Origin of the sequence: Streptomyces sp. WAC04114 (genome assembly GCF_019733245.1) — a bacterium.
In the GTDB taxonomy this organism is placed as follows: domain Bacteria; phylum Actinomycetota; class Actinomycetes; order Streptomycetales; family Streptomycetaceae; genus Streptomyces; species Streptomyces massasporeus_A.
On the sequence record NZ_JAIGQA010000001.1, the window covers coordinates 129,014 to 150,863 of the forward strand.

The 21,850-nt window shown below is 72.3% G+C and carries 19 protein-coding genes and 2 pseudogenes; 20 read left to right on the forward strand and 1 reads right to left on the reverse strand.

Features of this window, described 5'->3' with window-relative positions; genetic code table 11:
* Positions 1–174: 174 nt before the first annotated feature.
* The 18 genes and pseudogenes from K4G64_RS00590 (at position 175) to K4G64_RS00675 (ending at position 18,142) form a co-directional block, all read left to right on the forward strand.
* A complete protein-coding gene (locus K4G64_RS00590; RefSeq protein ID WP_308122166.1) occupies positions 175–1,074 on the forward strand; it encodes a lytic transglycosylase domain-containing protein in 900 nt (299 codons plus the stop codon).
* Positions 1,075–1,214: 140 nt separating this feature from the next.
* Positions 1,215–2,294, forward strand: a complete 1,080-nt coding sequence (locus K4G64_RS00595) for a sigma-70 family RNA polymerase sigma factor (RefSeq protein WP_260459782.1) — start codon at positions 1,215–1,217, stop codon at positions 2,292–2,294.
* Positions 2,295–2,439: 145 nt separating this feature from the next.
* On the forward strand, positions 2,440–3,381 hold the full coding sequence (locus K4G64_RS00600) for an ABC transporter ATP-binding protein (protein ID WP_221754029.1): 942 nt from the start codon (positions 2,440–2,442) through the stop codon (positions 3,379–3,381).
* Positions 3,378–4,148: an ABC transporter permease gene (locus K4G64_RS00605; protein ID WP_031134180.1), complete on the forward strand. Its 771-nt coding sequence runs from the start codon at positions 3,378–3,380 to the stop codon at positions 4,146–4,148. The genes K4G64_RS00600 and K4G64_RS00605 overlap by 4 nt, the downstream gene beginning before the upstream one ends.
* Before the next feature lie 3 nt (positions 4,149–4,151).
* Positions 4,152–4,967 carry an ABC transporter permease gene (locus K4G64_RS00610; RefSeq protein WP_221754030.1) on the forward strand — a complete coding sequence of 272 codons (816 nt, stop codon included), beginning with the start codon at positions 4,152–4,154 and terminating at the stop codon, positions 4,965–4,967.
* Positions 4,968–4,981: 14 nt separating this feature from the next.
* Entirely contained in the window at positions 4,982–6,232 is a 1,251-nt protein-coding gene (locus K4G64_RS00615) for an MCE family protein (RefSeq protein WP_221754031.1), read from the forward strand.
* Complete coding sequence (locus K4G64_RS00620) at positions 6,229–7,266, forward strand: MCE family protein (RefSeq protein ID WP_221754032.1); 1,038 nt, start codon at positions 6,229–6,231, stop codon at positions 7,264–7,266. The genes K4G64_RS00615 and K4G64_RS00620 overlap by 4 nt, the downstream gene beginning before the upstream one ends.
* Entirely contained in the window at positions 7,263–8,447 is a 1,185-nt protein-coding gene (locus K4G64_RS00625) for an MCE family protein (RefSeq protein ID WP_260459783.1), read from the forward strand. Before K4G64_RS00620 ends, K4G64_RS00625 begins: the two co-directional genes overlap by 4 nt.
* The gene (locus K4G64_RS00630; RefSeq protein ID WP_308122168.1) at positions 8,444–9,574 is read left to right on the forward strand and encodes an MCE family protein; all 1,131 of its coding nucleotides are present in this window, start codon (positions 8,444–8,446) and stop codon (positions 9,572–9,574) included. The genes K4G64_RS00625 and K4G64_RS00630 overlap by 4 nt, the downstream gene beginning before the upstream one ends.
* Positions 9,571–10,881, forward strand: coding sequence for an MCE family protein (locus tag K4G64_RS00635; RefSeq protein WP_221754033.1), 1,311 nt, complete (start codon positions 9,571–9,573; stop codon positions 10,879–10,881). Before K4G64_RS00630 ends, K4G64_RS00635 begins: the two co-directional genes overlap by 4 nt.
* On the forward strand, positions 10,878–12,155 hold the full coding sequence (locus tag K4G64_RS00640) for an MCE family protein (protein WP_221754034.1): 1,278 nt from the start codon (positions 10,878–10,880) through the stop codon (positions 12,153–12,155). The genes K4G64_RS00635 and K4G64_RS00640 overlap by 4 nt, the downstream gene beginning before the upstream one ends.
* Positions 12,152–12,745, forward strand: coding sequence for a hypothetical protein (locus tag K4G64_RS00645; protein ID WP_374206337.1), 594 nt, complete (start codon positions 12,152–12,154; stop codon positions 12,743–12,745). The genes K4G64_RS00640 and K4G64_RS00645 overlap by 4 nt, the downstream gene beginning before the upstream one ends.
* A gap of 41 nt (positions 12,746–12,786) precedes the next feature.
* A complete protein-coding gene (locus K4G64_RS00650; protein WP_221754035.1) occupies positions 12,787–13,581 on the forward strand; it encodes a hypothetical protein in 795 nt (264 codons plus the stop codon).
* 153 nt (positions 13,582–13,734) lie between these two features.
* Positions 13,735–14,556 (forward strand): TIM barrel protein, encoded by an 822-nt coding sequence (locus K4G64_RS00655; protein ID WP_221754036.1) that lies wholly within the window; start codon positions 13,735–13,737, stop codon positions 14,554–14,556.
* A 26-nt stretch (positions 14,557–14,582) separates the two neighbouring features.
* Positions 14,583–15,473 (forward strand): 2-hydroxy-3-oxopropionate reductase, encoded by an 891-nt coding sequence (locus K4G64_RS00660; protein WP_221754037.1) that lies wholly within the window; start codon positions 14,583–14,585, stop codon positions 15,471–15,473.
* Positions 15,474–15,681: 208 nt separating this feature from the next.
* A pseudogene (locus tag K4G64_RS00665) lies at positions 15,682–16,818 on the forward strand (catalase).
* Positions 16,819–17,123: 305 nt separating this feature from the next.
* Positions 17,124–17,360 carry a hypothetical protein gene (locus K4G64_RS00670; RefSeq protein ID WP_167526512.1) on the forward strand — a complete coding sequence of 79 codons (237 nt, stop codon included), beginning with the start codon at positions 17,124–17,126 and terminating at the stop codon, positions 17,358–17,360.
* A gap of 158 nt (positions 17,361–17,518) precedes the next feature.
* Positions 17,519–18,142 (forward strand): TIGR04222 domain-containing membrane protein, encoded by a 624-nt coding sequence (locus K4G64_RS00675; RefSeq protein WP_221754038.1) that lies wholly within the window; start codon positions 17,519–17,521, stop codon positions 18,140–18,142.
* A gap of 81 nt (positions 18,143–18,223) precedes the next feature.
* On the opposite strand, the gene gcl is transcribed toward K4G64_RS00675, so the two are convergent.
* Positions 18,224–20,008, reverse strand: a complete 1,785-nt coding sequence (gene gcl, locus K4G64_RS00680; protein WP_221754039.1) for a glyoxylate carboligase — start codon at positions 20,006–20,008, stop codon at positions 18,224–18,226.
* 899 nt (positions 20,009–20,907) lie between these two features.
* On the opposite strand from gcl, the pseudogene K4G64_RS41275 reads away from it, so the two are divergent.
* A pseudogene (locus K4G64_RS41275) lies at positions 20,908–21,306 on the forward strand (hypothetical protein); the annotation flags it as partial.
* A 32-nt stretch (positions 21,307–21,338) separates the two neighbouring features.
* A complete protein-coding gene (locus K4G64_RS00690; protein ID WP_221754041.1) occupies positions 21,339–21,845 on the forward strand; it encodes a GNAT family N-acetyltransferase in 507 nt (168 codons plus the stop codon).
* The last annotated feature ends 5 nt before the right edge of the window (positions 21,846–21,850 follow it).

Genomic DNA, 21,850 nt, shown 5'->3' on the forward strand with positions numbered 1-21,850 from the left:
CCCGTGCCTGCCACCAGGTCCGCGATCGGGACCGGAACGCCCCGGCCGCTTGGGGAGACCTTAACGGACACGGTTGCGGACCTCGCCTGCTCGGCGGGCCCCGTTCCGTGCGACGGATGTGCCGCCCCGCCGCGTAGAGCAGAGGACGGATCCACACAGGGAGGGGAACGCGAGGTGCGCACATTCAAAGGAGCTGTTCTCAGGGGTGCCGGAGGTACGGCGATCGCGGCGGCGGCCATGGCCGCGCTGACCGCGTCCCAGGCGCCGGGGGCGCTCCCGGCCCGGGCGGCGGAGCCCGCGCGCCAGTCGACACCCGCCGAGCACGGGCCGAGCGTGTCCGGCGACACCCCCTACCGGACCGAGCTGCCGCCGCTGCGGACGGCGCAGCGGAAGGAGGGCACCGGGCCGGTGACGGGCGGCGGTGCCCTCCCGGCGACCGTGTTCGCCGCGTACCGGCACGCCGAGCGGGAGCTGGCCCGCACCACGCCCGGCTGCGGACTGCGGTGGCAGCTGCCGGCCGCGATCGGTCAGGTGGAGTCCGGGCAGGCGCGCGGCGGCCGGGTGACGGCGGACGGCACGACCGTCACACCGATCCTCGGCCCCCGGCTGAACGGCGGCCCCTTCGCCGTCATCCGCGACACCGACCACGGGGCGTACGACGGGGACACGGCCTACGACCGCGCGGTGGGCCCGATGCAGTTCATCCCGTCCACCTGGGCCCGCTGGGGTGCCGACGGCAACGGCGACGGCCGGGCCGACCCGAACAACGTCTTCGACGCCGCGCTCGCCGCGGGCCGCTACCTGTGTGCGGGCGGCCGGAACCTGTCCGACCCGGCCGACCTGGACCGGGCGATCCTCGGCTACAACCACTCGCGGGCGTATCTGCTCACGGTCAGGGCCTGGTACGCGCACTTCCTGGAAGGACACCGGGTGGTGCCGGACGGCCGCGCCGTCCCGTCCGGCAGGCGGAGCCGGGGAGTCGGAGCAGCCGCTGCTCCCCGTGCCCGACCCGGAGGTGCGGCTGCCCGAGGACGGGGTGCTGCCCGGCGACGGTCCGCTGGCCAGCAACGGTGAGGACACAATGGGAGCCGCCCCCTCCACAACCGCGGCTACCGGGGGGTAATGTCGCCAGCCGCCGGACGGCACAGGAACCGGCGGGTGAGCGTGGAGGGGCCCTCATGGCGACGGACATGTCTGCTGAGGCGGAGGCGGCCATGGCTGCTCGGACCCAGGAGGCCCACGACCGCTGGCAGCGCATGTGGGGCCACCGCGAGCAGCTGCTCAAGGTGGCCCGGCGGCGGTCGATGAGCCCGGAGGACGCCGAGGACGCCGTGCACGAGGCGATGCTGCGCGCCGCGGAGCGCCCGGACCTCGACGACGAGCGCCTCGGCGCCTGGCTGACCACCGTGACCATGAGGCTGTGCGTCGACCGGTACCGCCAGGTCAACCGTGAGGCCGAGGTGCGCACCAGCCCCACGCTCGTCGCGCCGGGTCCGGCGCCCGTCGAGGAGGTCGTGTGCGACCGGGCCGAGGCCAGGTGGCTGGCGGTGCGCAGCGGGGACCTGCCCGCCCGCCAGGCGGAGGCGCTCCGGCTGAAGTCCGAGGACCTGGACGTCGGCCAGGTCGCCGTACGGATGGGGCTGAGCTACCGGACCGTCGAGTCGTTGCTGGCCCGGGCCCGGCGCACGCTGCGCGCCTCGCTGGCCGGGACGCTGGGGGTCGTGGTGTACCTGATCGGGCGCGGGCGGCCGCGCGGGGGCGGCAAGGCACACGCGGTGGCCGTCGCCTCCACGGCCGCGACCCTGGCGGTCGCGGGGTTCGTCCTGCCGTACGCGCTCGACGGGGGCGGGGGCGGCCCCGCGTCGAAGCCCTCCGTGTCGGTGCCCCCGGAGGCGCTCGGGCCCGACGGCGACGGCCGGGTGGGCACTCCCGGATCGCCCGGGTCGTCGTCCGCGCCGGCGGTGCCCGGTGGGCGGGCGGCAAAGGCTCCCGCCGACGGTCCGCTGCTGCCGCTGTCCGTGCCGTCCCTGCCGGAGGCTTCGGTGCCCCCGCTTCCGTCGCTGCCGGCCCCCGAGGTCCCGCGGGTCCCGGACGTTCCGAAGGTGCCGGAGCTGCCCGAGCTCTCCGGCGTGACCGAAACGCCGGGCCTTTCGGACGTGCCCGAGGTTCCGGATGTGCCGGACGTAGCGGTCGAGTCCGCCGTCCCGTCGGTCGGATCGGCTTCGCAGACCCCCTCGGTTCTGTACACGTCCGCCGTACCGAACGCCGTCCCCACGGCGCCCTCGCTCCCTTAGAACCGCAGGTCGGGCCGCCCGTGCGGCGGCCCTCCACCCGGTCCGCGAAACCCGTTCGAAAAAATCCGCCCCGGTCGCGACGGACGCCCCACCCCTCCCCGTAGAGCAGGTGTCGGAGCTGCTCCACGGCTGAAGGGTGAACCGGATGGGTGTCGAGATCTGCGTGGAAGGGCTGACCAAGTCCTTCGGCCACCAGGTCATCTGGCAGGACGTCTCGCTGACGCTGCCCGCCGGGGAGGTCTCGGTCATGCTCGGCCCCTCGGGCACGGGCAAATCGGTGTTCCTCAAGACGCTCGTCGGCCTGCTGAAGCCGGAGCGCGGCTCGATCACGATCCAGGGCCGGGACATCACCACACTCCGCGAGCACGACCTGTACGAGGTGCGGAAGCTGTTCGGGGTGCTGTTCCAGGACGGCGCGCTGTTCGGCTCGATGAACCTCTACGACAACATCGCCTTCCCGCTGCGCGAGCACACCCGCAAGTCCGAGAGCGACATCAGGCGGATCGTGCTCGAGAAGATGGACATGGTCGGCCTGATCGGCGCCGAGGAGAAGCTGCCCGGCGAGATCTCCGGCGGCATGCGCAAACGGGCCGGGCTGGCCCGCGCCCTGGTGCTCGATCCGGAGGTCATCCTCTTCGACGAACCGGACTCGGGGCTCGACCCGGTGCGTGTGGCCTATCTGAACCAGCTGATCGTCGACCTCAACGCGCAGATCGACGCGACGTTCCTGATCGTCACGCACGACATCGCCTCGGCCCGCCAGGTGCCCGACAACATCGGGCTGCTGTTCCGGCGCGAGCTGGTCATGTTCGGCCCCCGGGAGCAGCTGCTGGCCAGCGACGAGCCGGTCGTACGGCAGTTCCTGAACGGCCGGATGCAGGGGCCGATCGGGATGGCCGAGGAGAAGGACGCCGCCCAGGTCGAGCAGGAGCTCGCACAGCTCGGCGCCGGCGCCGGGACTCCCGGCGGCCGGGAACCGGCTCCCCGCCTGCTGCCGGGGCCGGGCATCGCCCGCCCGCCCCGCTGGGAGGCGATCGCCCGGCGCGAGGCCGAGCTGCACCGCCGCAAGGAGGTGGCGGACGCATGAGCCTGTCGCCCACCGGGGCCCTGCGGCACTCCGGCAGCCTGTTCGCGATGGCGCTGGACGTCCTGCGCACGATGCCCCGTCGCCCTTTTCAGGTGCGGGAGTTCATCCAGCAGGCGTGGTTCATCGCGAGCGTCACGATCCTTCCCACCGCGCTCGTGTCCATCCCCTTCGGCGCGGTCATCGCGCTGCAGATCGGCAGCCTGACCCGGCAGCTCGGCGCCCAGTCCTTCGCCGGTGCCGCCTCGGTGCTCGCGGTCCTGCGGGAGGCCTCCCCGATCGTCACCGCGCTGCTGATCGCGGGCGCCGGCGGCACCGCCATCTGCGCGGACCTGGGGGCGCGCAAGATCCGCGAGGAGATCGACGCGATGCAGGTGCTGGGCATCGACCCGATCCACCGCCTCGTCGTCCCGCGGGTGCTGGCGTCGATGGTGGTCGCCCTGCTGCTCAACGGCCTGGTGTCGGTGGTCGGCGTCGCGGGCGGCTATTTCTTCAACGTGGTCCTCCAGAACGGCACGCCCGGCGCGTACCTGGCGTCCTTCACCACCCTCGCCCAGCTCTCCGACCTGTGGGCGGCCGAGCTGAAGGCGCTGGTGTTCGGGGCGATCGCCGCGATCGTCGCCTCGTACAAGGGGCTGACCGCCAAGGGCGGGCCGAAAGGCGTGGGAGACGCGGTGAACCAGTCGGTGGTGATCACCTTCATGTTGCTGTTCGTGACGAACTTCGTGATGACCGCGGTGTACTTCCAGGTCGTCCCGCAGAGGGGTTAGCCGATGAGACTCCTCGACCGCCCCCTGCGCTCCCTCGAAGAGCTGGGCACCCAACTCTCCTTCTACGGCCGCTGTCTGGCCTGGACGGGCCGTACCCTGCGCCGCTACAAGAAGGAGGTCCTGCGCCTGCTCGCCGAGGTGACCTTCGGCCGTGGTGCGCTGGCCGTCGTCGGCGGCACGGTCGGCGTGATCGCCTTCCTGTCGTTCTTCACCGGCACCGAGGTCGGCCTGCAGGGCTACGCGGCCCTCAACCAGCTCGGCACCTCCAACTTCGTGGCGTTCCTGTCGGCGTACTTCAACACCCGGGAGATCGCCCCGCTGGTGGCCGGGCTCGCCCTGTCCGCGACGGTGGGCGCCGGCTTCACCGCCCAGCTCGGCGCGATGCGGATCAGCGAGGAGACCGACGCGCTGGAAGTCATGGGCGTCCCGTCGCTGCCGTTCCTCGTGACCACGCGGATGATCGCCGGGTTCGTCGCCGTGATCCCGCTGTACGTGGTCGGGCTGCTGTCCTCGTATCTGGCCGCCCGCACCATCACCACCGGCTACTACGGGCAGTCGGCCGGCACCTACGACCACTACTTCCAGCAGTACCTGCCGCCGGTCGACGTGCTCTGGTCCTTCGGGAAGGTGATCGTCTTCGCCGTCCTGATCATCCTGGTGCACTGCTACTACGGCTACTACGCGAGCGGCGGACCGGCCGGCGTCGGCGTCGCGGTGGGCCGCGCGGTGCGCACCTCGATCGTCGCCATCAACGTCCTGGACTTCTTCCTGAGCCTCGCCATCTGGGGCGCCAGCACGACCGTACGGATCGCGGGGTGAGTCACATGAACCGGATGAGAGTACTCAGACTGCGGTTGTACGGCATCGCCTTCCTCACCGTGCTGGCCCTGCTGCTGTCCCTGGCCGTGGCCGTCTACCAGCAGGCGTTCACCCCGGTGGTGCGCATCACCCTGGAGGCCGGCAGCCTGGGCAACCAGCTCGATCCGCGGGCCGACGTCAAGCTGCGCGGGCTGCTGGTCGGCGAGGTCCGTTCGGTGCGCGCGGACGGCGAGAAGGCCACGCTCGACCTCGCGCTCAAGCCGGAGCACGTCGCGTCCATCCCCTCGGACGTGCACGCGCGGCTGCTGCCCAAGACGCTGTTCGGCGAGAAGTACGTCGACCTCGTGGCACCGCGCGACTCCCCCGCCACCCGGCCCCTGCGCGCCGGGGACGTCATCACCCAGGACCGCACCAGGGTGGGCATGGAGGTGCAACAGCTGATGAACGATCTGCTGCCCCTGCTGCGGACCGTCGAGCCGGGTGAACTCAACTCGACGCTCTCGGCGTTCGCCACCGCGCTGGAGGGCCGCGGCGACCGGATCGGCGACAACCTGACCCGCGTCGAGGACTATCTGCGCCGCCTCAACCCGCACCTGCCGTCCCTGAAAGAGGACATCGCGCGCTTCGCCGACGTCGCCGAGGTGTACGGGGACGCCGCGCCCGACCTGATGAGGATCCTGCGCAACACGGTCACCACCAGCCGCACCCTCGTCGAGAAGGAGGGCCGGCTGGCCGCCGCCCTGCGCACGACCGCGTCCGTGGCGGGCACCACGGAGGACTTCCTGGACGAAAACGGCGACCGGCTGATCACGCTGGGCCGGGTCTCCCGCCCCACACTTGCGCTCTTCGCCCGCTACTCGCCCGAGTACCCGTGCCTGCTGGACGGCCTGGTGCGGCAGGAGGAGGCCTCCGAGGAGGCGTTCCGGGGCGGCAGGATGCGGATCACCCTCGAAGTGGTGCGGGCCCAGCGCGCGTACGAGCCCGGCGAGGAGCCGCGCTACGGCGAGCGGTCGGGACCGGACTGCCGGGGTCTGCCCGGTCCGCCGGTGCCCGGCCCGAAACCCAAGCTCAACGACGGTACGTCGTCCGGCGGTTCGGACGACGCCCTGCCCGGAGGTGCTCACGTGTCCGCCACCGAGGCCGAGCAGCGGGCCGTCGGCTCGCTCGTGGCCCCTGTCCTGGGCGTGCCCGCCGACGACGTGCCGCCCGTCACGACCCTGCTGTTCGGACCGCTGGCCCGCGGAACGGCGGTGAGCATCGCATGAGGGCGACCCGAGCACGCCGGACGGCCGCGCCGCTGATCAAGTTCAGCCTGTTCGCGCTGGTCACGATCACGGCGACGGCCCTGCTCGCCGCGACCATCGTCAATGTCACCCTCGCCGAGAAGCACACCTACCGCGCGGTGTTCAGCGATGTGACGGGCCTGGAGGAGGGTGACGACATCCGGGTGGCCGGGGTGCGGGTCGGCGAGGTCGAGGGCATCCGGATCAAGGACCGGACGCTCGCGGAGGTCAGCTTCACCGTGGCGGCGCAGCGCCCGCTGCTCACCAGCACGCACGCGGTGGTCCGCTACCGGAACCTGGTCGGGCAGCGGTACGTCGCGCTGACCGAGGGCGTGGGCACCGACACCCGGCTGCGGCCCGGCGGCACGATCCCGCTGTCGCGGACGCAGCCGGCGCTGGACCTGAACGCGTTGCTGAACGGCTTCAAGCCGCTGTTCGCCGCGCTCAGCCCGCAGGACGTCAACCAGCTCGCCACCGAGATCATCAAGACCCTCCAGGGCGAGGGCGGCACGGTCAACAGCCTGCTCGCGCACACCGCGTCGCTCACCACGACGCTCGCGGGCCGCGACAAGCTGATCGGCTCCGTGATCGACAACCTCAACACCGTGCTGAAGACGCTCGACAAGCGCGGTGCCCGCTTCTCCGGGCTGCTGAAGCAGCTACGGCGGGTGATCTCCGGGCTGTCCGCCGACCGGAGGCCCATCGGGTCGTCGCTGGTGAGCATCGGCAACCTCACCGAGGCCACCTCGGGGCTGCTGGAGGACGCCCGCCCGGCCCTGAAGGACGACATCGCCGGGCTGACCGATCTCACCGGAACGCTGAACAGGAACGAGAAGACCGTGGAGGGCGTGCTGAAGCGGCTGCCGAACAAGCTGAACGAGCTGACCGGGACGGCGTCCTACGGCTCGTGGTTCAACTTCTACCTCTGCGACTTCGACGGCCGGATCGTGCTGCCGAAGACGAAGCAGGTGCTCACTCCCGAGATGCACGTGGCGCGGGCGAGGTGCGGCGGATGAGCCCGCGCGTCATACGGCGGCGCCGCCGTCGCCCCGAGCCGTTGGTGAAGGTGCGGATCCTGCCGCCGAAGCTGCCGGGGCTGCCGAAGCCGCGCAGGAGCCCCAAGCCGCCGAAACGCGGGGCCTGTCGCCCCGAGCCGTTGGTGAAGGTGCGGATCCTGCCGCCGAAGCTGCCGCGCGTCCGGCTGCGCCGACCGCGCCCGAAGCCGTTCCGCGACCACAACCCGGTGGTGATCGGCGCCGTCGGCCTGACCGCTCTGGCCCTGCTGACGGCCGCCGCGTTCAACGCCGACAGCCTGCCGCTGATCGGCGGCGGCGAGACGTACAGCGCGGCCTTCTCGGAGGCCGGCGGGCTGAAGCCGGGCGACGAGGTGCGGATCGCCGGGGTGAAGGTCGGCAAGGTCGAGGAGGTCGATCTGGCCGGCGACCACGTCGAGGTGACCTTCAAGGTCAAGGGCGATCCGGAGGTCGGCTCCGAGACGGGCGCCTCGATCCGGGTGAAGACGATCCTCGGCGCGAAGTACCTCGCCCTGCACCCGAAGGGGCCCGGCCGGCTGAAGCCGGGCAGCGAGATCCCGCTGCGGCGGACGGTCTCTGCGTACGACGTCGTACAGGCGTTCAGCGATCTGACCACCACGACCGAGGAGGTCGACACGCAACGGCTCGCGAAGGCGCTGGACACCATCTCCACCACCTTCCAGGACTCGCCCGAGGAGGTACGCGCCTCCATCAAGGGGCTGTCGAGGATCTCCCGGACGGTGGCCTCGCGCGACAAGGCGCTGCGCGGGCTCCTCGACCACGCGAACGGTGTCACCGGCGTGCTGGCCGACCGCACCGGGGACTTCACCGCGCTGGTCGAGGACGGCGACAAGCTGTTCAAGGAGATCAGCAAGCGGCGCACGGCGATCCACAAGCTGCTCAAGAGCTCCGCCGCGCTCGGCATCCAGCTCTCCGGCCTGGTCGAGGACAACCGCGAGGAGATCGGGCCCGCGCTCAAGGGACTGAACACCTTCGTCAGGATGCTCGAACGCAACCAGGCGAGCCTCGACCGCAGCGTCGCACTGCTCGCCCCGTACGTGCGGGTCTTCACCAACACCCTGGGCAACGGCCGCTGGTTCGACGCCTACGTCCAGAACCTGGTGGCCGCTCCGGTGGCCCCGCGGACGGGAGACACGCCGTGAACAAGCGCCTGAAGGCTCTCGCACTGCTCACCGCGCTCGCGGTCGCCGGCGCGCTCACCGTCGCCCTGTGGCCCCGCTCCGGGTCCGTTCGCGTCACGGCGTACTTCCCGCGCACCGTGGGCATCTATCCCGGCTCGGACGTCCGTGTGCTCGGCGTCCGGATCGGCGAGGTCAGGACGATCACGCCGGAGGGCGGCCGGGTGCGGGTCGAGCTGGAGTACGACGAGGGCCGCGAGGTCCCCGCCGGAGCGCAGGCCGCGATCATCAACTCCTCGGTGGTCAGCGACCGTTACGTGCAGCTGCTGCCGGTGTACCGCAAGGGGCCGGTGCTGCGGGACGGCGACGTCATCCCCGAGTCGCGGACGGCCGTACCGGTCGAACTGGACCGGGTCTTCGACAGCCTGCACACCACGTCCGAGGCGCTCGGCCCGAAGGGCGCGAACCAGGACGGCTCCCTGGCGCGGCTGCTGGGCGTGAGCGCGGACAACCTCGAAGGGCAGGGCAAGAACCTGAACCGGACGGTGGATGACCTCTCCAAGGCGGTGACCACCCTGTCCGACGGCCGCGGCGACCTGTTCGGCACCGTGCGCAACCTCCAGGTCTTCACCGCCGCGCTGGCGGCCGACGACAAGAGCGTGCGGTCGTTCAACGGCAGCCTCGCCACGGTGGCCGGTCAGCTGGCCGGGGAGCGCAAGGACCTGGCGGCGGCGCTGAAGTACCTGGCGGCGGCGCTCGGTGACGTGGCCGACTTCGTGAAGAAGAACAAGAAGACCCTGGCCTCGGACGTCAAGGGCCTCAGCAAGGTCACCAAGGTGCTGGTCACCCAACGGGCCGCGCTGAAGGAGCTGCTGGAGGTGGCCCCCACCGGACTGGGCAACCTGCAGAACGCCTACAACCCGTCCGCCGGCACCCTCGACACCCGCAACAACGCCCAGCAGTCGCAGGACCCGGCCGACCTGCTGTGCTCCCTGCTGAGGACGACCGGCGACGAGGGCGGCAAGAACCCGGACTGCAAGGAGCTGGACAAGCTCTTCGACTCCCTGCCCGCGGTGCCGAAGGCGCCGGTGGTACCGAGCACGGGCTCGGTCGACCGGACGCTCGGCGGACTCCTGGAGGCGGACGCATGAGCGGCGGGCGCACAGGAGCCGGGCGCACGAGAGCCGGGGCGGTCGTGTGGGCGACGGTCGGGACGCTGCTGCTGTCCGGCTGTGAGTTCAACGGCTGGTACGACGTCCCGCTCCCCGGGGGCGCCGCCGCGGACGGCCGTGCCTACCACGTCACGGTCGAGTTCCGGGACGTGCTCGACCTGGTGCCGCAGTCGGCGGTCAAGGTCGACAACGTCACCGTGGGCGCCGTAGAGAAGGTGGAACTCGACGGGTGGCACGCGCGCGTACGACTGCGGGTCGCCGACTCGGTGAAGCTGCCGGGCAACGCGGTCGCCGAACTGCGGCAGACCAGCATGCTCGGCGAGAAGTACGTGGCACTGTCCTCCCCGGCCGGCACCGCACCCGCCGGACGGCTGCGCGACGGCGACCTGATCCCGCTGTCCCGCAGCGGCCGCAACCCGGAGGTCGAGGAGGTGCTGTCCGCCCTGTCCGCGCTGCTGAACGGTGGCGGGGTCGCCCAGCTCAAGACGATCACGGTGGAGCTGAACAAGGCCCTCCAGGGCCGCGAGAACCGGGTGAAGTCCCTGCTCAAGGAACTGAACACGTTCATCGGCGGCTTGGACGGCCGGCGCGAGGACATCGTCCGCGCGCTCAAGGGCATCGACCGGCTGGCCAAGCGGCTCGGGAAGGAGAAGAAGACGATCGCCACGGCCCTCGACACGATGCCGCCCGCGCTGAAGGTCCTCGCCGACCAGCGGCGCGACCTGACGAAGATGCTCACCGCCCTGTCGAAGCTGGGCAAGACGGGAACCAGGGTCGTCAACGCCTCGCGGGACGACACGGTCGCCAACCTCAGGCAGCTGCGGCCGATCCTGGAGCAGCTCAACAAGGCGGGCGACGACCTGCCCAACTCCCTGGAACTGCTCACCACTTACCCGTTTCCGCGCAACGCGGTGGACGCCGTCGAGGGTGACTACGTCAACCTCCATGTGACCGCCGACCTGGACCTGGCGGGCATCTACGGCAACCTCGCCGCCAAGCCCGGCGGCAAGGACGGCGACTCGGGCGGACCCGAGGCCCCGGACCTTCCGGGCCTCCCGGATGTGCCCGACGTTCCCGAGGTGCCCGGCCTGCCCTCACCGACGGCCCTGCCGGAGGCACCGGACGTGCCGGACACGCCCGTCGAACCCCCAGCGCCCCGGGACACCGACCCGCTGTGCCCGCCGGTGTGCACCGCGGCCCACGGGCCTCTGCCCGACGCGCGCCGCCTCCCGCCGGGGATCGACCTCGCGCTCGCGGAGCTCATGCTGAAGGGGATACAGCCGTGATCACACGTACGGTCAAGGCCCAGCTGCTCGCCTTCGCGACCGTCACCGCCGTGGGGGTGTCGTACGTCGGCGCCGAGTACACGGGCCTGGTGGACGGTCTCCTCGACCGCGGCTACACCGTGCGGGCCGACTTCTCCGACTCCGGCGGCATCTTCAGTGGCGCGGAGGTCACCTACCGCGGGGTGCCGGTGGGCCGGGTCGGCGCTCTGCGGCTGTCCGGCTCCGAAGGTGTCTCGGTGGCCCTGGAGATCGAGGACGGCACGCCGCGCATCCCGGCGGACACGCTGGCGGTGGTGGCGAACCGCTCGGCGGTGGGCGAGCAGTACGTCGACCTGCAGCCGCGCCGCTCGGGCGGCCCGTACCTGCTGGACGGCAGCGCGATCCCGCGCGAGGACACCCGGGTGCCGCTGCCCGTCACGGACATGGTCCTCAGCCTCGACCGGCTCGTCACCTCGGTCGGCAAGGAGGACCTGCGCGTCACCGTCGACGAACTGGGTGAGGCCTTCTCCGGCACGGGGCCCCGCCTGGGCCGGCTGGTGGACTCGGGCAACGCGCTCGTGGAGTCGGCCTCCGACTCGCTCCCGGAGACGGTCTCGCTGATCGAGGACTCGCGGAAGGTACTCAAGACGCAGGCCGACCAGGGCTCGTCCATCAAGTCGTTCTCCCGCGATCTGGCGGCGCTCACCGCGGAGTTGAAGTCGAGCGACGGCGACCTGCGCCGGCTGATCGGCAACGCGGTGCCCGCCGGACAGGAGGTCAACTCGCTGCTGCGGTCCACCCGCCCGCATCTGCCGGTCCTGCTGGCCAACCTCATCAGCGGCGGCCAGGTCACCGTGGCCCGGCTGCCCGGCGTGGAGCAGGCCCTGGTCACCTTCCCGGTGGTGGTCGCGGGCAGCCACACCGTCGTCCCGGGGGACGGCACCACCCACTTCGGCCTCGTCCTCAACGCCGACGACCCGCCGCCGTGCACCCAGGGGTACGGCACGCGGCGGCGCGACCCCGCGGACACCGGCACGCGCCCGGCGAACACCGACGCGCGCTGCACGGCGCCGCGCGGCGGCGGCACCTCGGTGCGCGGGGCGCAGAACGCCCCCGGCGCGTCCGGCCGTTCCGGCGGCGCCGACCCGGCCGCGTACGTCGCCCCGTACGACCCGGAGACCGGTGTGGCAACCGGCCCGGACGGAACGCCCGTCGAGATCGGCTCGACGGGCGGCGAACAGACCGTGTTCGGAAAGGACTCGTGGCAATGGCTGCTCGTCGGACCGATGGCATGAGCGGGGGCCTCCTCCCGCTGATAGGCGGCTCCCTCACCCGGGCCCTTCGACCGCTGCGACGCCTGGCCGCCGGACGGGCGGACAGCGGCTGCCGCACCGAGGAGTCCGCCGGGCGCCGCAGGGCCCGGTCGGCGGGGCTCGTCGCCGCGACGGCCCTGACCACGGCGCTCGGGGTCTGGCTCGCCCTCCAGACGCACGACCAGCGCGCGGCGGAGCAGCACCGCCAGGAGATCCTGGCGGCGGCCCGGCAGTCGGCGCTGAACTTCACCTCGCTCGACTACCGGCACTACGACCGGGACAGCCGGAACGTGCTGAAGGGCGCGACCGGCGACTTCAGGAAGCAGTTCGCCGCGCAGACCGCGCAGTTGACCGAGCTCGTCGCCGGGAACAAGTCGGTGTCCGAGGGTCAGGTCCTCGAAGCGGGCATCGTGCGGTCCGACGCGCGTTCGGCCCGGGTGCTGGTCGTCGCCGACAGCAAGGTGACCAACACCGCCGTGCCGGACGGGGAGGCGCGCACCTACCGGCTGCAGCTCGACCTCGTGCACCGGGACGGCCGCTGGCTGACCTCCGACGTCGAGTTCGTCGGCTGACCTCCCGTACCACCCCCGTACCGCCTGTGAGGAGAAAGACCGTGGCGAATCCGACCTCCCGCGTCCGCGGCGCCGGTTCCCCCGCCGGCCGCACCATGACCGCGGCGGCCCGCGCGGCGGCCAAGCGCGCCCGGCGCCCGCATCGTCCCGAGTCCGGCGGGAGCGCCGTCTCGTCCCCGGCGGACGAGGTACCGCCGCTTCGGGAGGAGGAGCCCGGCTCCGGGCGCACGATGGTCGTCGACGCGCCGGGGGGCGCCTGGGACGACCCGCCGGAGCCGTCGCCCGAGGCCGCCGAGGAGGAGCCGCGGGAGAGCACGCGTGTACGGCGGTTCCCGCGCGGGAGGCTGCTCACCGCCGCGTCGGCCGTCCTGCTCGTGGCGGGTCTGGTCGCGATCGCCGTGCTCGGCCGCCAGTACCGGGAGGGGCATCGCGCGGACCAGGCCCGGCAGGAGGCGCTCGCCGCGGCGCGGAAGGCGGCTCCGGTCGTGCTGTCGTACGACTACCGGCGCCTGGACCGCGACTTCGCCCGGGCGCGCGCACATCTGACCGGTGACTTCCGCGACGAGTACGGCAGGACCACGAAGACGGTGGTCGGGCCGACCGCCCGTAAGTACCACGGGGTGGTGAAGGCGGCGGTCGTGGAGCCGGCGGGCGGTGGCGCCCCGGCGGCGTCCGTCGTGTCGGCCTCCCCGGACCGGGCGGTCGTGCTGCTCTTCGTCAACCAGGTGACCAAAAGCACCCAGGTCACGGGGGCCCGCGTCGACCTGAACCGAGTGCGGATGACGCTCACCCGGACCTCCGGGGGCTGGAGGGTGAGCGGCGTCGACGCGCTCTGAACCTCCACCGCCCCTGCGCCCCCGCGCCCCCCGCGCGGGGGCGCTCTTTTTTGTGGTCGCTCTTGACAGTCCTTCCCGGTCACAGGCAATCTTCCAGTAAGCAGAAAGCAACTTCCGCATTACGGAAACTACAGGAAGGGAGCGCCGAGCCCGATGGGATTCGCAGACCAGCGCTTCAACGTCAACCTGTCGATCCTCTTCACGGAGCTCCCCCTCCCGGAGCGCCCCGCGGCCGCCGCCGCGGCGGGCTTCACCGCGGTCGAGCTGTGGTGGCCCTGGGTCGACTCGCCGGTCCCCGAGCAGTCCGAGCTCGACGCCCTGAGGCGCGCGATCGAGGAGGCCGGTGTCCGGCTCACCGGTCTGAACTTCTACGCCGGACAGCTCCCGGGCCCGGACCGCGGCGCCCTGTCGATCCCCGGTGAGGAGTCGGAGCGGTTCCGCGCCAACATCGACGTGGCCGCCGACTTCGCCGCCTCCCTGGGCTGCACGGCGCTCAACGCGCTGTACGGCAACCGCGTCGAGGGCGTGGATCCGGCCGAGCAGGACGCGCTCGCCCTGGAGAACCTGGTCCTCGCGGCCCGGGCCGCCGACCGGATCGGCGCGGTCCTGCTGATCGAGGCGCTGAACCGGCCCGAGTCCCCGCTGTACCCGCTGGTGTCGGCCCCGGCTGCCGTGACCGCCGTCGACCGGGTCAACGAGGCGACGGGGCTGGGCAACGCCCGCTTCCTCATGGACCTCTACCACCTGTCCATGAACGGCGAGGACCTCCCCGCGGTGATCGAGCGGTTCGCCGCGAAGACCGGGCACGTGCAGATCGCCGACAACCCGGGACGCGGCGCGCCGGGGACCGGCTCGCTGCCCCTCGAAGACCTCCTCGACCAGCTGAAGAAGGCGGGCTACGACGGCTGGGTCGGCCTCGAGTACAAGCCGGGCGACCGCCCGAGCGCCGAGGCCTTCGACTGGCTGGCCCGCTGACCCCGAACCCGAAAGGCACCCCCATCATGAGCACACTTCCCAAGGTCGCCTGGATTGGCCTCGGCATCATGGGCTCCCCCATGTCCGAGAACCTGATCAAGGCGGGCTACCAGGTCACCGGCTACACGCTGGAGCAGGACAAGCTGGACCGGCTGGCCGCCGCCGGCGGCACCGCGGCCGGCTCGATCGCCGAGGCCGTGAAGGACGCCGACGTCGTCATCACGATGGTCCCGGCCTCCCCGCAGGTCGAGGCCATCGCCTACGGCCCGGACGGCATCCTGGAGAACGCGCGGTCCGGCGCGCTGCTGATCGACATGTCCTCGATCACCCCGCAGACCTCGGTCGACCTGGCGAAGGCGGCCAAGGGCAAGGGCATCCGCGTCCTGGACGCCCCGGTGTCCGGCGGCGAGGCCGGCGCCATCGAGGCCGTGCTGTCCATCATGGTCGGCGGCGAGCAGGCCGACTTCGACACCGCGAAGCCGGTCCTGGAGGCCCTCGGCAAGACCATCGTGCTGTGCGGTCCGCACGGCTCCGGCCAGACCGTGAAGGCCGCCAACCAGCTGATCGTCGCCGTGAACATCCAGGCGTGCGCCGAGGCCGTGGTGTTCCTGGAGAAGTCCGGCGTGGACCTGAAGGCGGCCCTGGATGTGCTGGGCGGCGGGCTCGCCGGGTCGACCGTGCTGACCCGCAAGAAGGACAACTTCCTCGGCCGGGACTTCAAGCCGGGCTTCCGGATCGACCTGCACCACAAGGACATGGGCATCGTCACCGACGCCGCCCGCAATGTCGGCGCGGCCCTGCCCGTCGGCGCCGTGGTCGCCCAGTTGGTCGCGTCCCTGCGCGCGCAGGGCGACGGCGGCCTCGACCACTCGGCGCTGCTGCGGGCCGTGGAGCGGCTCTCCGGCGCCCAGGTCTGACCCTCCCCCGACCCTCGTGACCCCGGGGGTCCCCGATCCCCGGGCGGCGCCGCCCCTGACACCTGTCCTGTCGCGCCCAAAGGGGCGCCGCCGCCCGGAACCAGCCATGCCCACCACTTCAACAAACTGTTGACGCTCCGCTCGCCCCGACCCTAGGCTCCACAAAGCGGAAACACATTTCCGCTGCCCTCTCGTACGGAAGGTCACGATGTCGCAGCGCGTGCTCACCACCGCGTCCGGTGCCCCCGTCGCCGACAACCAGAACTCCGCCGCCGCCGGCGTCGGCGGCCCGCTCCTGCTCCAGGACCAGCATCTGCTGGAGAAGCCGGCGCGCTTCAACCGCGAGCGCATCCCGGAGCGTGTAGTGCACGCCCGCGGCTCGGGTGCGTACGGCCACTTCGAAGTGACGTACGACGTCACGGACTTCACCCACGCCGACTTCCTCTCCGCGGTCGGCAAGCGCACCGAGGTGTTCCTGCGCTTCTCCACCGAGGAGGGCAATTACGACCTCGTCGGGAACAACACCCCAGTGTTCTTCATCAAGGACCCGATCAAGTTCCCGGACTTCATCCACTCGCAGAAGCGCGACCCTCCCCCACTGCCCGAAAGGCGTGGGAGGTGCCCCCAACGGGCCGTCAGGAGCCGGACAACGTGTGGGACTTCTGGGCGCACTCCCCCGAGGCCACCCACCAGGTGACCTGGCTGATGGGCGACCGCGGCATCCCGGCCTCGTACCGGCACATGAACGGCTACGGCTCGCACACCTACCAGTGGACGAACAGCCGGGGCGAGGCCTTCTTCGTCAAGTACCACTTCGGCCGCGTTCTCCCCGAACAACTTCGTGCCCGGCATCGGCCCCTCCCCGGACAAGATGCTCCAGGGGCGCCTGTTCGCCTACGCGGACGCCCACCGCTACCGCCTGGGCGTCAACCACACCCTGCTGCCCGTCAACCCGCCGAAGGCCACGACCGCGCAGAACTACGGCCGCGACGGCCTCATGGCGTCCAACTCCCAGGGCCGGTACGCCAAGAACTACGAGCCGAACTCCTACGACGGCCCGGTCGAGACCGGCCGCCCGCTCGCGGCGCCGCTGGCGGTGAACGGCCACACGGGCACCCACGAGGCGCCCCCGCACACCAAGGACGACGACTTCTTCCAGGCCGGCGAGCTGTTCCGGCTGATGTCCGCCGAGGAGAAGTCCCGCCTGGTCGCGAACATCGCTGGGGGCCCGTCCCAGGTCTCCCGCGACGACGTGATCGAGAAGAACCTCGCGCACTTCCACGCCGCCGACCCCGCGTACGGGCGGCGCGTGGAGGAGGCGGTCCGCGCCCTGCGCGAGGACTGAACTCCCTGACCGTGTCCGACCGCCCGGGGCGACCCGGATGAGGGGTGGTCCCCCGGGCACGGACACGGTCAGGGCGCGGACCGCGGCGGCTGCGAGCCAGTGCGGTGGTGAAGGGCCCGGACCGGCTTCTCGACCTGAGGGAAGCCGGCCCCGGAGCCCGTCGCACCCGCCGCGGTCCCAGCACCACCCACCCCCCCCAGACCCCGTCCGGCGGCGCGAACGTCCTGTCGCGCCCAGCCTCGCGCCGCCGGACGGCCAGCCGCTTTCAGGGTGCGGATCGGTCCCGTTCGCAGCAGCCTGAAGGCATGGCACCTCCCACCGAGCAACCGCATGTCGTGGTCCACGCCCCCGCCCTGGACGGCTCCCGCCGGGTCACCCTGGGCGAGGAGCCGCTGGGCGTCGCCACCCACACCGACGACGTCGCCGAGATCCTGCGCCTGGCCGACCTGTACGTCACGGACGTCGCGGAGAGCGACCTCGTGGAGTGGCAGGGCGGCGGGCCGGACGACTGGCCGGGGCTGTCGGAGCACCACGAGGCGTGAGCGCGTCTACGGCACCGGTCGTACAGCCCGTACGGAACCCTCAAATCAAGCTCTGAACCCGGCCCCGGGGGCTTCAACCGCCCCCGGGGCCGGGCACATTCTCGTCACACGGGGCCCGTCGGCACGGGGGCGGCGGGCCCCGGTACGGGGGTGAGGCCATGCGCGACGGTACGGCGGTCCGGCTGGAGCCGCACGAGATCGCACTGCTGGGGGAAGGCCCGCGGGCCGCCGTCACGGTCGCCGTGGTGGAGCTGCATCTGCGGGGCCTGGTGGGGGCGAACCTGCCCGGGACGATCCGGGCGCGTGTCGCGGACGCCGTGGAAGGGGTGGAGGCCGTGGAACCGACCTCTCCCCTGGCGGCCGCTGTACACGGCTGTCTGCGCGCGCCCGCGCCTCCCAAGGCGTTGGTGAAGGACCCCGACATCCGCCTCGCGGTGGCCGTCATGCGCATCCCGCTCGCGGAGGCGGGCCTGCTGCGCCATCCCCTGCTCGGCGCGACCCGCGCCGCCCGCCGCCACGTCCGGGAGCTGCGGCACGAGCATCCCCTGCCGGCGCGTCGGCAGGGCCTGACCGACCACGCACGGCTGCTGCTGGTCGCCCTGCACGGTGAGGCAGCCCTGCGGCTGCTGGTGCCGCGGTTCGCCCTGCGGGCGGGTCTGGTCCGCCGGGCCGAGGTGGGCCGCCCGGACCTCCCCACGCACGCGCCGCGCGGGACGGGCGGCGTCGGTGGGGGCGTCTACTACTGCGGCGGTGGCGGCGGAGGCGGAAGCGGCGGGGACTGAGCCCCGGAGCGGGAATCCCGGCGGGAGGCCGAAGGGGCGGACCGTCCTTCCGGACGGGCCGCCCCTCGTGCCGCGCGGATGTCAGACCTTCAGCGCCTTGATCGAGGTCGGCGCGTGGCCGGGCTCGGTGGCGATCTCCTCGAACTCCACGACGTTGCCGATGTCGTTGGTCGTCGACATGGAGATGTTGGTGACGCGCTCCAGGATCGCCTCGACCACGACCGGGACCCGGTGCTCCGCGGCCAGCTTCTTGGCCTGCTCGAAAGCGTCGCCCAGCTCGGCGGGGTCGGTGACGCGGATCGCCTTGCAGCCGAGGCCCTCGGCGACCTTCACGTGGTCGACGCCGTACACGCCGAGCTCCGGCGAGTTGAGGTTCTCGAACTCCAGGTTCACCTGGAAGTCGATCTCGAACGCCCGCTGCGCCTGCCGGATCAGGCCCAGGTAGGAGTTGTTCACCAGGACGTGGACGTAGGGGATCCGGTGCTGCGCGCCGACGGCGAGTTCCTCCAGCATGAACTGGAAGTCGTAGTCGCCGGAGAGCGCGACGACGGACGCCTCCGGGTCGGCCTTGGCGACGCCGAGCGCGGCCGGGATGGTCCAGCCGAGCGGGCCGGCCTGGCCGCAGTTGATCCAGTGCCGGGGCCGGTAGACGTGCAGCATCTGGGCGCCGGCGATCTGCGAGAGGCCGATGGTGGAGACGTACCGGGTCTCCGGGCCGAAGGCCTTGTTCATCTCCTCGTAGACGCGCTGCGGCTTGATCGGGATGTCGTCGAAGTGCGTACGGCGCTGGAGGGTCGCCTTGCGCTCCTGCGCGGCCTCGGCCCACTCGGAACGGTCGGGCAGCGTGCCGGCCGCCTTCAGCTCGCGGGCCACCTCGACGAACAGCTCCAGGGCGGCCTTGGCGTCCGAGGCGATGCCGTAGTCCGGGGCGAAGATCTTGCCGATCTGGGTGGGCTCGATGTCGACGTGCACGAACGTCCGCCCGGCCGTGTAGACGTCGAGCTTGCCGGTGTGGCGGTTGGCCCAGCGGTTGCCGATGCCGAGGACGAAGTCGGACTCCAGGAAGGTCGCGTTGCCGTAGCGGTGCGAGGTCTGCAGGCCCACCATGCCGGCGTTCAGCTCGTGGTCGTCGGGCAGCAGGCCCCAGCCCATCAGGGTCGGGACGACCGGAGTGCCCGTCAGTTCGGCGAACTCGACGAGGAGTTCGGCCGCGTCGGCGTTGATGACGCCGCCGCCCGCGACGATCAGCGGCCGCTCGGAGGCGTTCAGCATCCCGATGGCCTTCTCGATCTGGGCCCGGGTCGCGGCGGGCTTGTAGACCGGGAGCGGCTCGTAGGTCTCCGGGTCGAACTCGATCTCCGTCAGCTGGACGTCGATCGGCAGGTCGATGAGGACCGGGCCGGGGCGGCCGGAGCGCATCAGGTGGAAGGCCTGCTGGAAGACGCCCGGGACCTGCGCTGCCTCCAGCACGGTGACGGCCATCTTCGTGACCGGCCCCGCGATGGAGGCGATGTCGACGGCCTGGAAGTCCTCCTTGTGGATCACGGCGGTCGGGGCCTGGCCCGTGATGCACAGGATCGGGATGGAGTCACCGATCGCGGAGTACAGCCCCGTGATCATGTCGGTGCCGGCCGGGCCCGAGGTGCCGATGCAGACGCCGATGTTGCCGGGATGGGTGCGGGTGTAGCCCTCGGCCATGTGCGAGGCGCCCTCGACGTGCCGGGCGAGGGTGTGGGCGATGCCGCCGGAGGCTTTGAGCGCCGCGTAGAACGGGTTGATCGCCGCGCCGGGGACACCGAACGCGTCGGCGACGCCCTCACGCTTGAGGATCTCAACTGCCGCGCGGGCAGCGGTCATTCGAGCCATCGAGTACTCCTGCTTCGGCTGTCGGATTCGCACTCCCGTCGCGCCCCGCGGTGAGCTCTTCCGTATTGCGGAAATTATTTTCTACGATCTGGAATGAATGTATGTGGGGTGGACGAAGGGCGTCAAGAGACGGCAAGCGCCGGACAGGCCGGGACCGGAGGGAGCACGATGGGCACGCCGTCCCGATACGACACGGTTCTGGAGTGGACATGGCAGAGACCGTTCCGGTGCGCTGCCCGGCCTGCCGCCGCGAGCACCGCTACACGGCACCGGCGTACCCCTGCGTGTGCGGCGCGCCGGTCGCCCCGCGCCTGGACCGCGACGGGTCGGCGACGCCCGTGTCGCACCGGAACTGGCAGGACGACTGGGTGACGGTGCGGTGCGGCTCCTGCGGGCGCCGCGGGGAGTGGCCGCGTCCGGAGGTGGGGTGCGCGTGCGGGGTGGTGCTGCGGGTGGCGGTGGTGGCGGAACGGGGCGCGACGGGCCGGGCCGCCGCGGGGGACGAAAGCGGAACGGCGGCCGCCCGGGGCCCGGAGACCGACCAGGACAGCACGGCAGCCGGCCGGGAACCGAAGACCGACCAGGACGGCACGGCGCGCGGCACGGCAGCCGCCCGGGGCCCGGGCAACGGCCGAAGCGGCGCGACCGGCCACGAGGGCCCGCCCGGCCAGGAGCCGAAGACCGACCAGGACGGCACGGCAGCCGGCCGGGAACCGAAGACCGGCCAGGACGGCACGGCGCGCGGCACGGCAGCCGCCCGGGGCCCGGGCAACGGCCGAAGCGGCGCGGCCGGCCAGGAGGACGCCATCGACCGGGACCCTCGGCAGGACTCGGCCCACCGGCCCGACCAGCCCGACCGTCCGCGCGATGCCGCGGCACTCGCCGCCGCGGCGCGTCCTGCCCGGCCGCCCTTCCTCTCCGTCACGATCCGCACCGCGCGCGACGCGGTCACGGCCACCGCCCTGTATCTGCGCTGGCTCGGCTACCGGGGCGTGCGCAGGGCGGACCAGCGTCCGCCCTCCGGCATCGGTCTCGCCGCCCGCGGTGTCGTCGCCCAGGTGGATCCAGCGGCGCGCCCGGCGACCCTGCGGGACGTGGAGTGCCTGTGGCTGACGGCCATGACGGAATCCGCGGACTGCCTCTACTTCTCCCTCTCCGGGTACGCCGACGACGCCCGGACCCGCGCCGACGCCCTCGGCGTCCCGCTGTTCGTGCTGGACCTCACCGGCACGCCCAGGCCGGTGAACACCCCGGCCGAGACGCTGGCCGCCGACGGCCTCGGGAACCGGGCGCCCTGACCCCGGGCCCCACCGCGCCGCATACTCACCGCATGCGCATCCGCCTCGCCACCCGAGCCGAACTCCCGGTCCTGCAGGACATCGAACGGGCCGCCGGAGCGCCCTTCCGTGAGTTCGGCATGCCGGAGATCGCGGACGACGATCCGCCCGCGCTCGACATCCTGGAGCGCTACCGCCGGGCGGGCCGCTGCTGGGTGGCGGTGGACGAGGGGGACCTGCCGGTCGCCTACCTCCTCGCTGAACCCGTGGACGGCGCCCTGCACATCGAACAGGTCTCGGTCCACCCGCGCGCCGCGCGCCGGGGCGTGGGCCGCGCCCTCCTGGCCCACGCCGCCGACCGCGCCCGCGAGGAGGGCCTGACGGCCCTGACGCTGACCACCTTCACGGAGGTCCCGTGGAACGCCCCCTACTACGCCCGCCTCGGCTTCCGGCCCCTCCCCGAGGCGGACCTGACACCCGGCCTCCGCGCGATCCGCGCGACGGAGGCCGGGCACGGCCTCGACCGCTGGCCCCGGGTGTGCATGCGCGCGCCACTGTGACCGGT

Bases quoted from the DNA above. Each gene is read 5' to 3' on its own strand.
- K4G64_RS00595 (WP_260459782.1), top strand. From the start codon at position 1,215: ATGGCTGCTCGGACCCAGGAGGCCCACGACCGCTGGCAGCGCATGTGG.
- K4G64_RS00600 (WP_221754029.1), top strand. From the start codon at position 2,440: ATGGGTGTCGAGATCTGCGTGGAAGGGCTGACCAAGTCCTTCGGCCAC.
- K4G64_RS00605 (WP_031134180.1), top strand. From the start codon at position 3,378: ATGAGCCTGTCGCCCACCGGGGCCCTGCGGCACTCCGGCAGCCTGTTC.
- K4G64_RS00610 (WP_221754030.1), top strand. From the start codon at position 4,152: ATGAGACTCCTCGACCGCCCCCTGCGCTCCCTCGAAGAGCTGGGCACC.
- K4G64_RS00615 (WP_221754031.1), top strand. From the start codon at position 4,982: ATGAGAGTACTCAGACTGCGGTTGTACGGCATCGCCTTCCTCACCGTG.
- K4G64_RS00620 (WP_221754032.1), top strand. From the start codon at position 6,229: ATGAGGGCGACCCGAGCACGCCGGACGGCCGCGCCGCTGATCAAGTTC.
- K4G64_RS00625 (WP_260459783.1), top strand. From the start codon at position 7,263: ATGAGCCCGCGCGTCATACGGCGGCGCCGCCGTCGCCCCGAGCCGTTG.
- K4G64_RS00635 (WP_221754033.1), top strand. From the start codon at position 9,571: ATGAGCGGCGGGCGCACAGGAGCCGGGCGCACGAGAGCCGGGGCGGTC.
- K4G64_RS00645 (WP_374206337.1), top strand. From the start codon at position 12,152: ATGAGCGGGGGCCTCCTCCCGCTGATAGGCGGCTCCCTCACCCGGGCC.
- K4G64_RS00655 (WP_221754036.1), top strand. From the start codon at position 13,735: ATGGGATTCGCAGACCAGCGCTTCAACGTCAACCTGTCGATCCTCTTC.
- K4G64_RS00660 (WP_221754037.1), top strand. From the start codon at position 14,583: ATGAGCACACTTCCCAAGGTCGCCTGGATTGGCCTCGGCATCATGGGC.
- K4G64_RS00670 (WP_167526512.1), top strand. From the start codon at position 17,124: ATGGCACCTCCCACCGAGCAACCGCATGTCGTGGTCCACGCCCCCGCC.
- K4G64_RS00675 (WP_221754038.1), top strand. From the start codon at position 17,519: ATGCGCGACGGTACGGCGGTCCGGCTGGAGCCGCACGAGATCGCACTG.
- gcl (WP_221754039.1), bottom strand. From the start codon at position 20,008: ATGGCTCGAATGACCGCTGCCCGCGCGGCAGTTGAGATCCTCAAGCGT.
- K4G64_RS00690 (WP_221754041.1), top strand. From the start codon at position 21,339: ATGCGCATCCGCCTCGCCACCCGAGCCGAACTCCCGGTCCTGCAGGAC.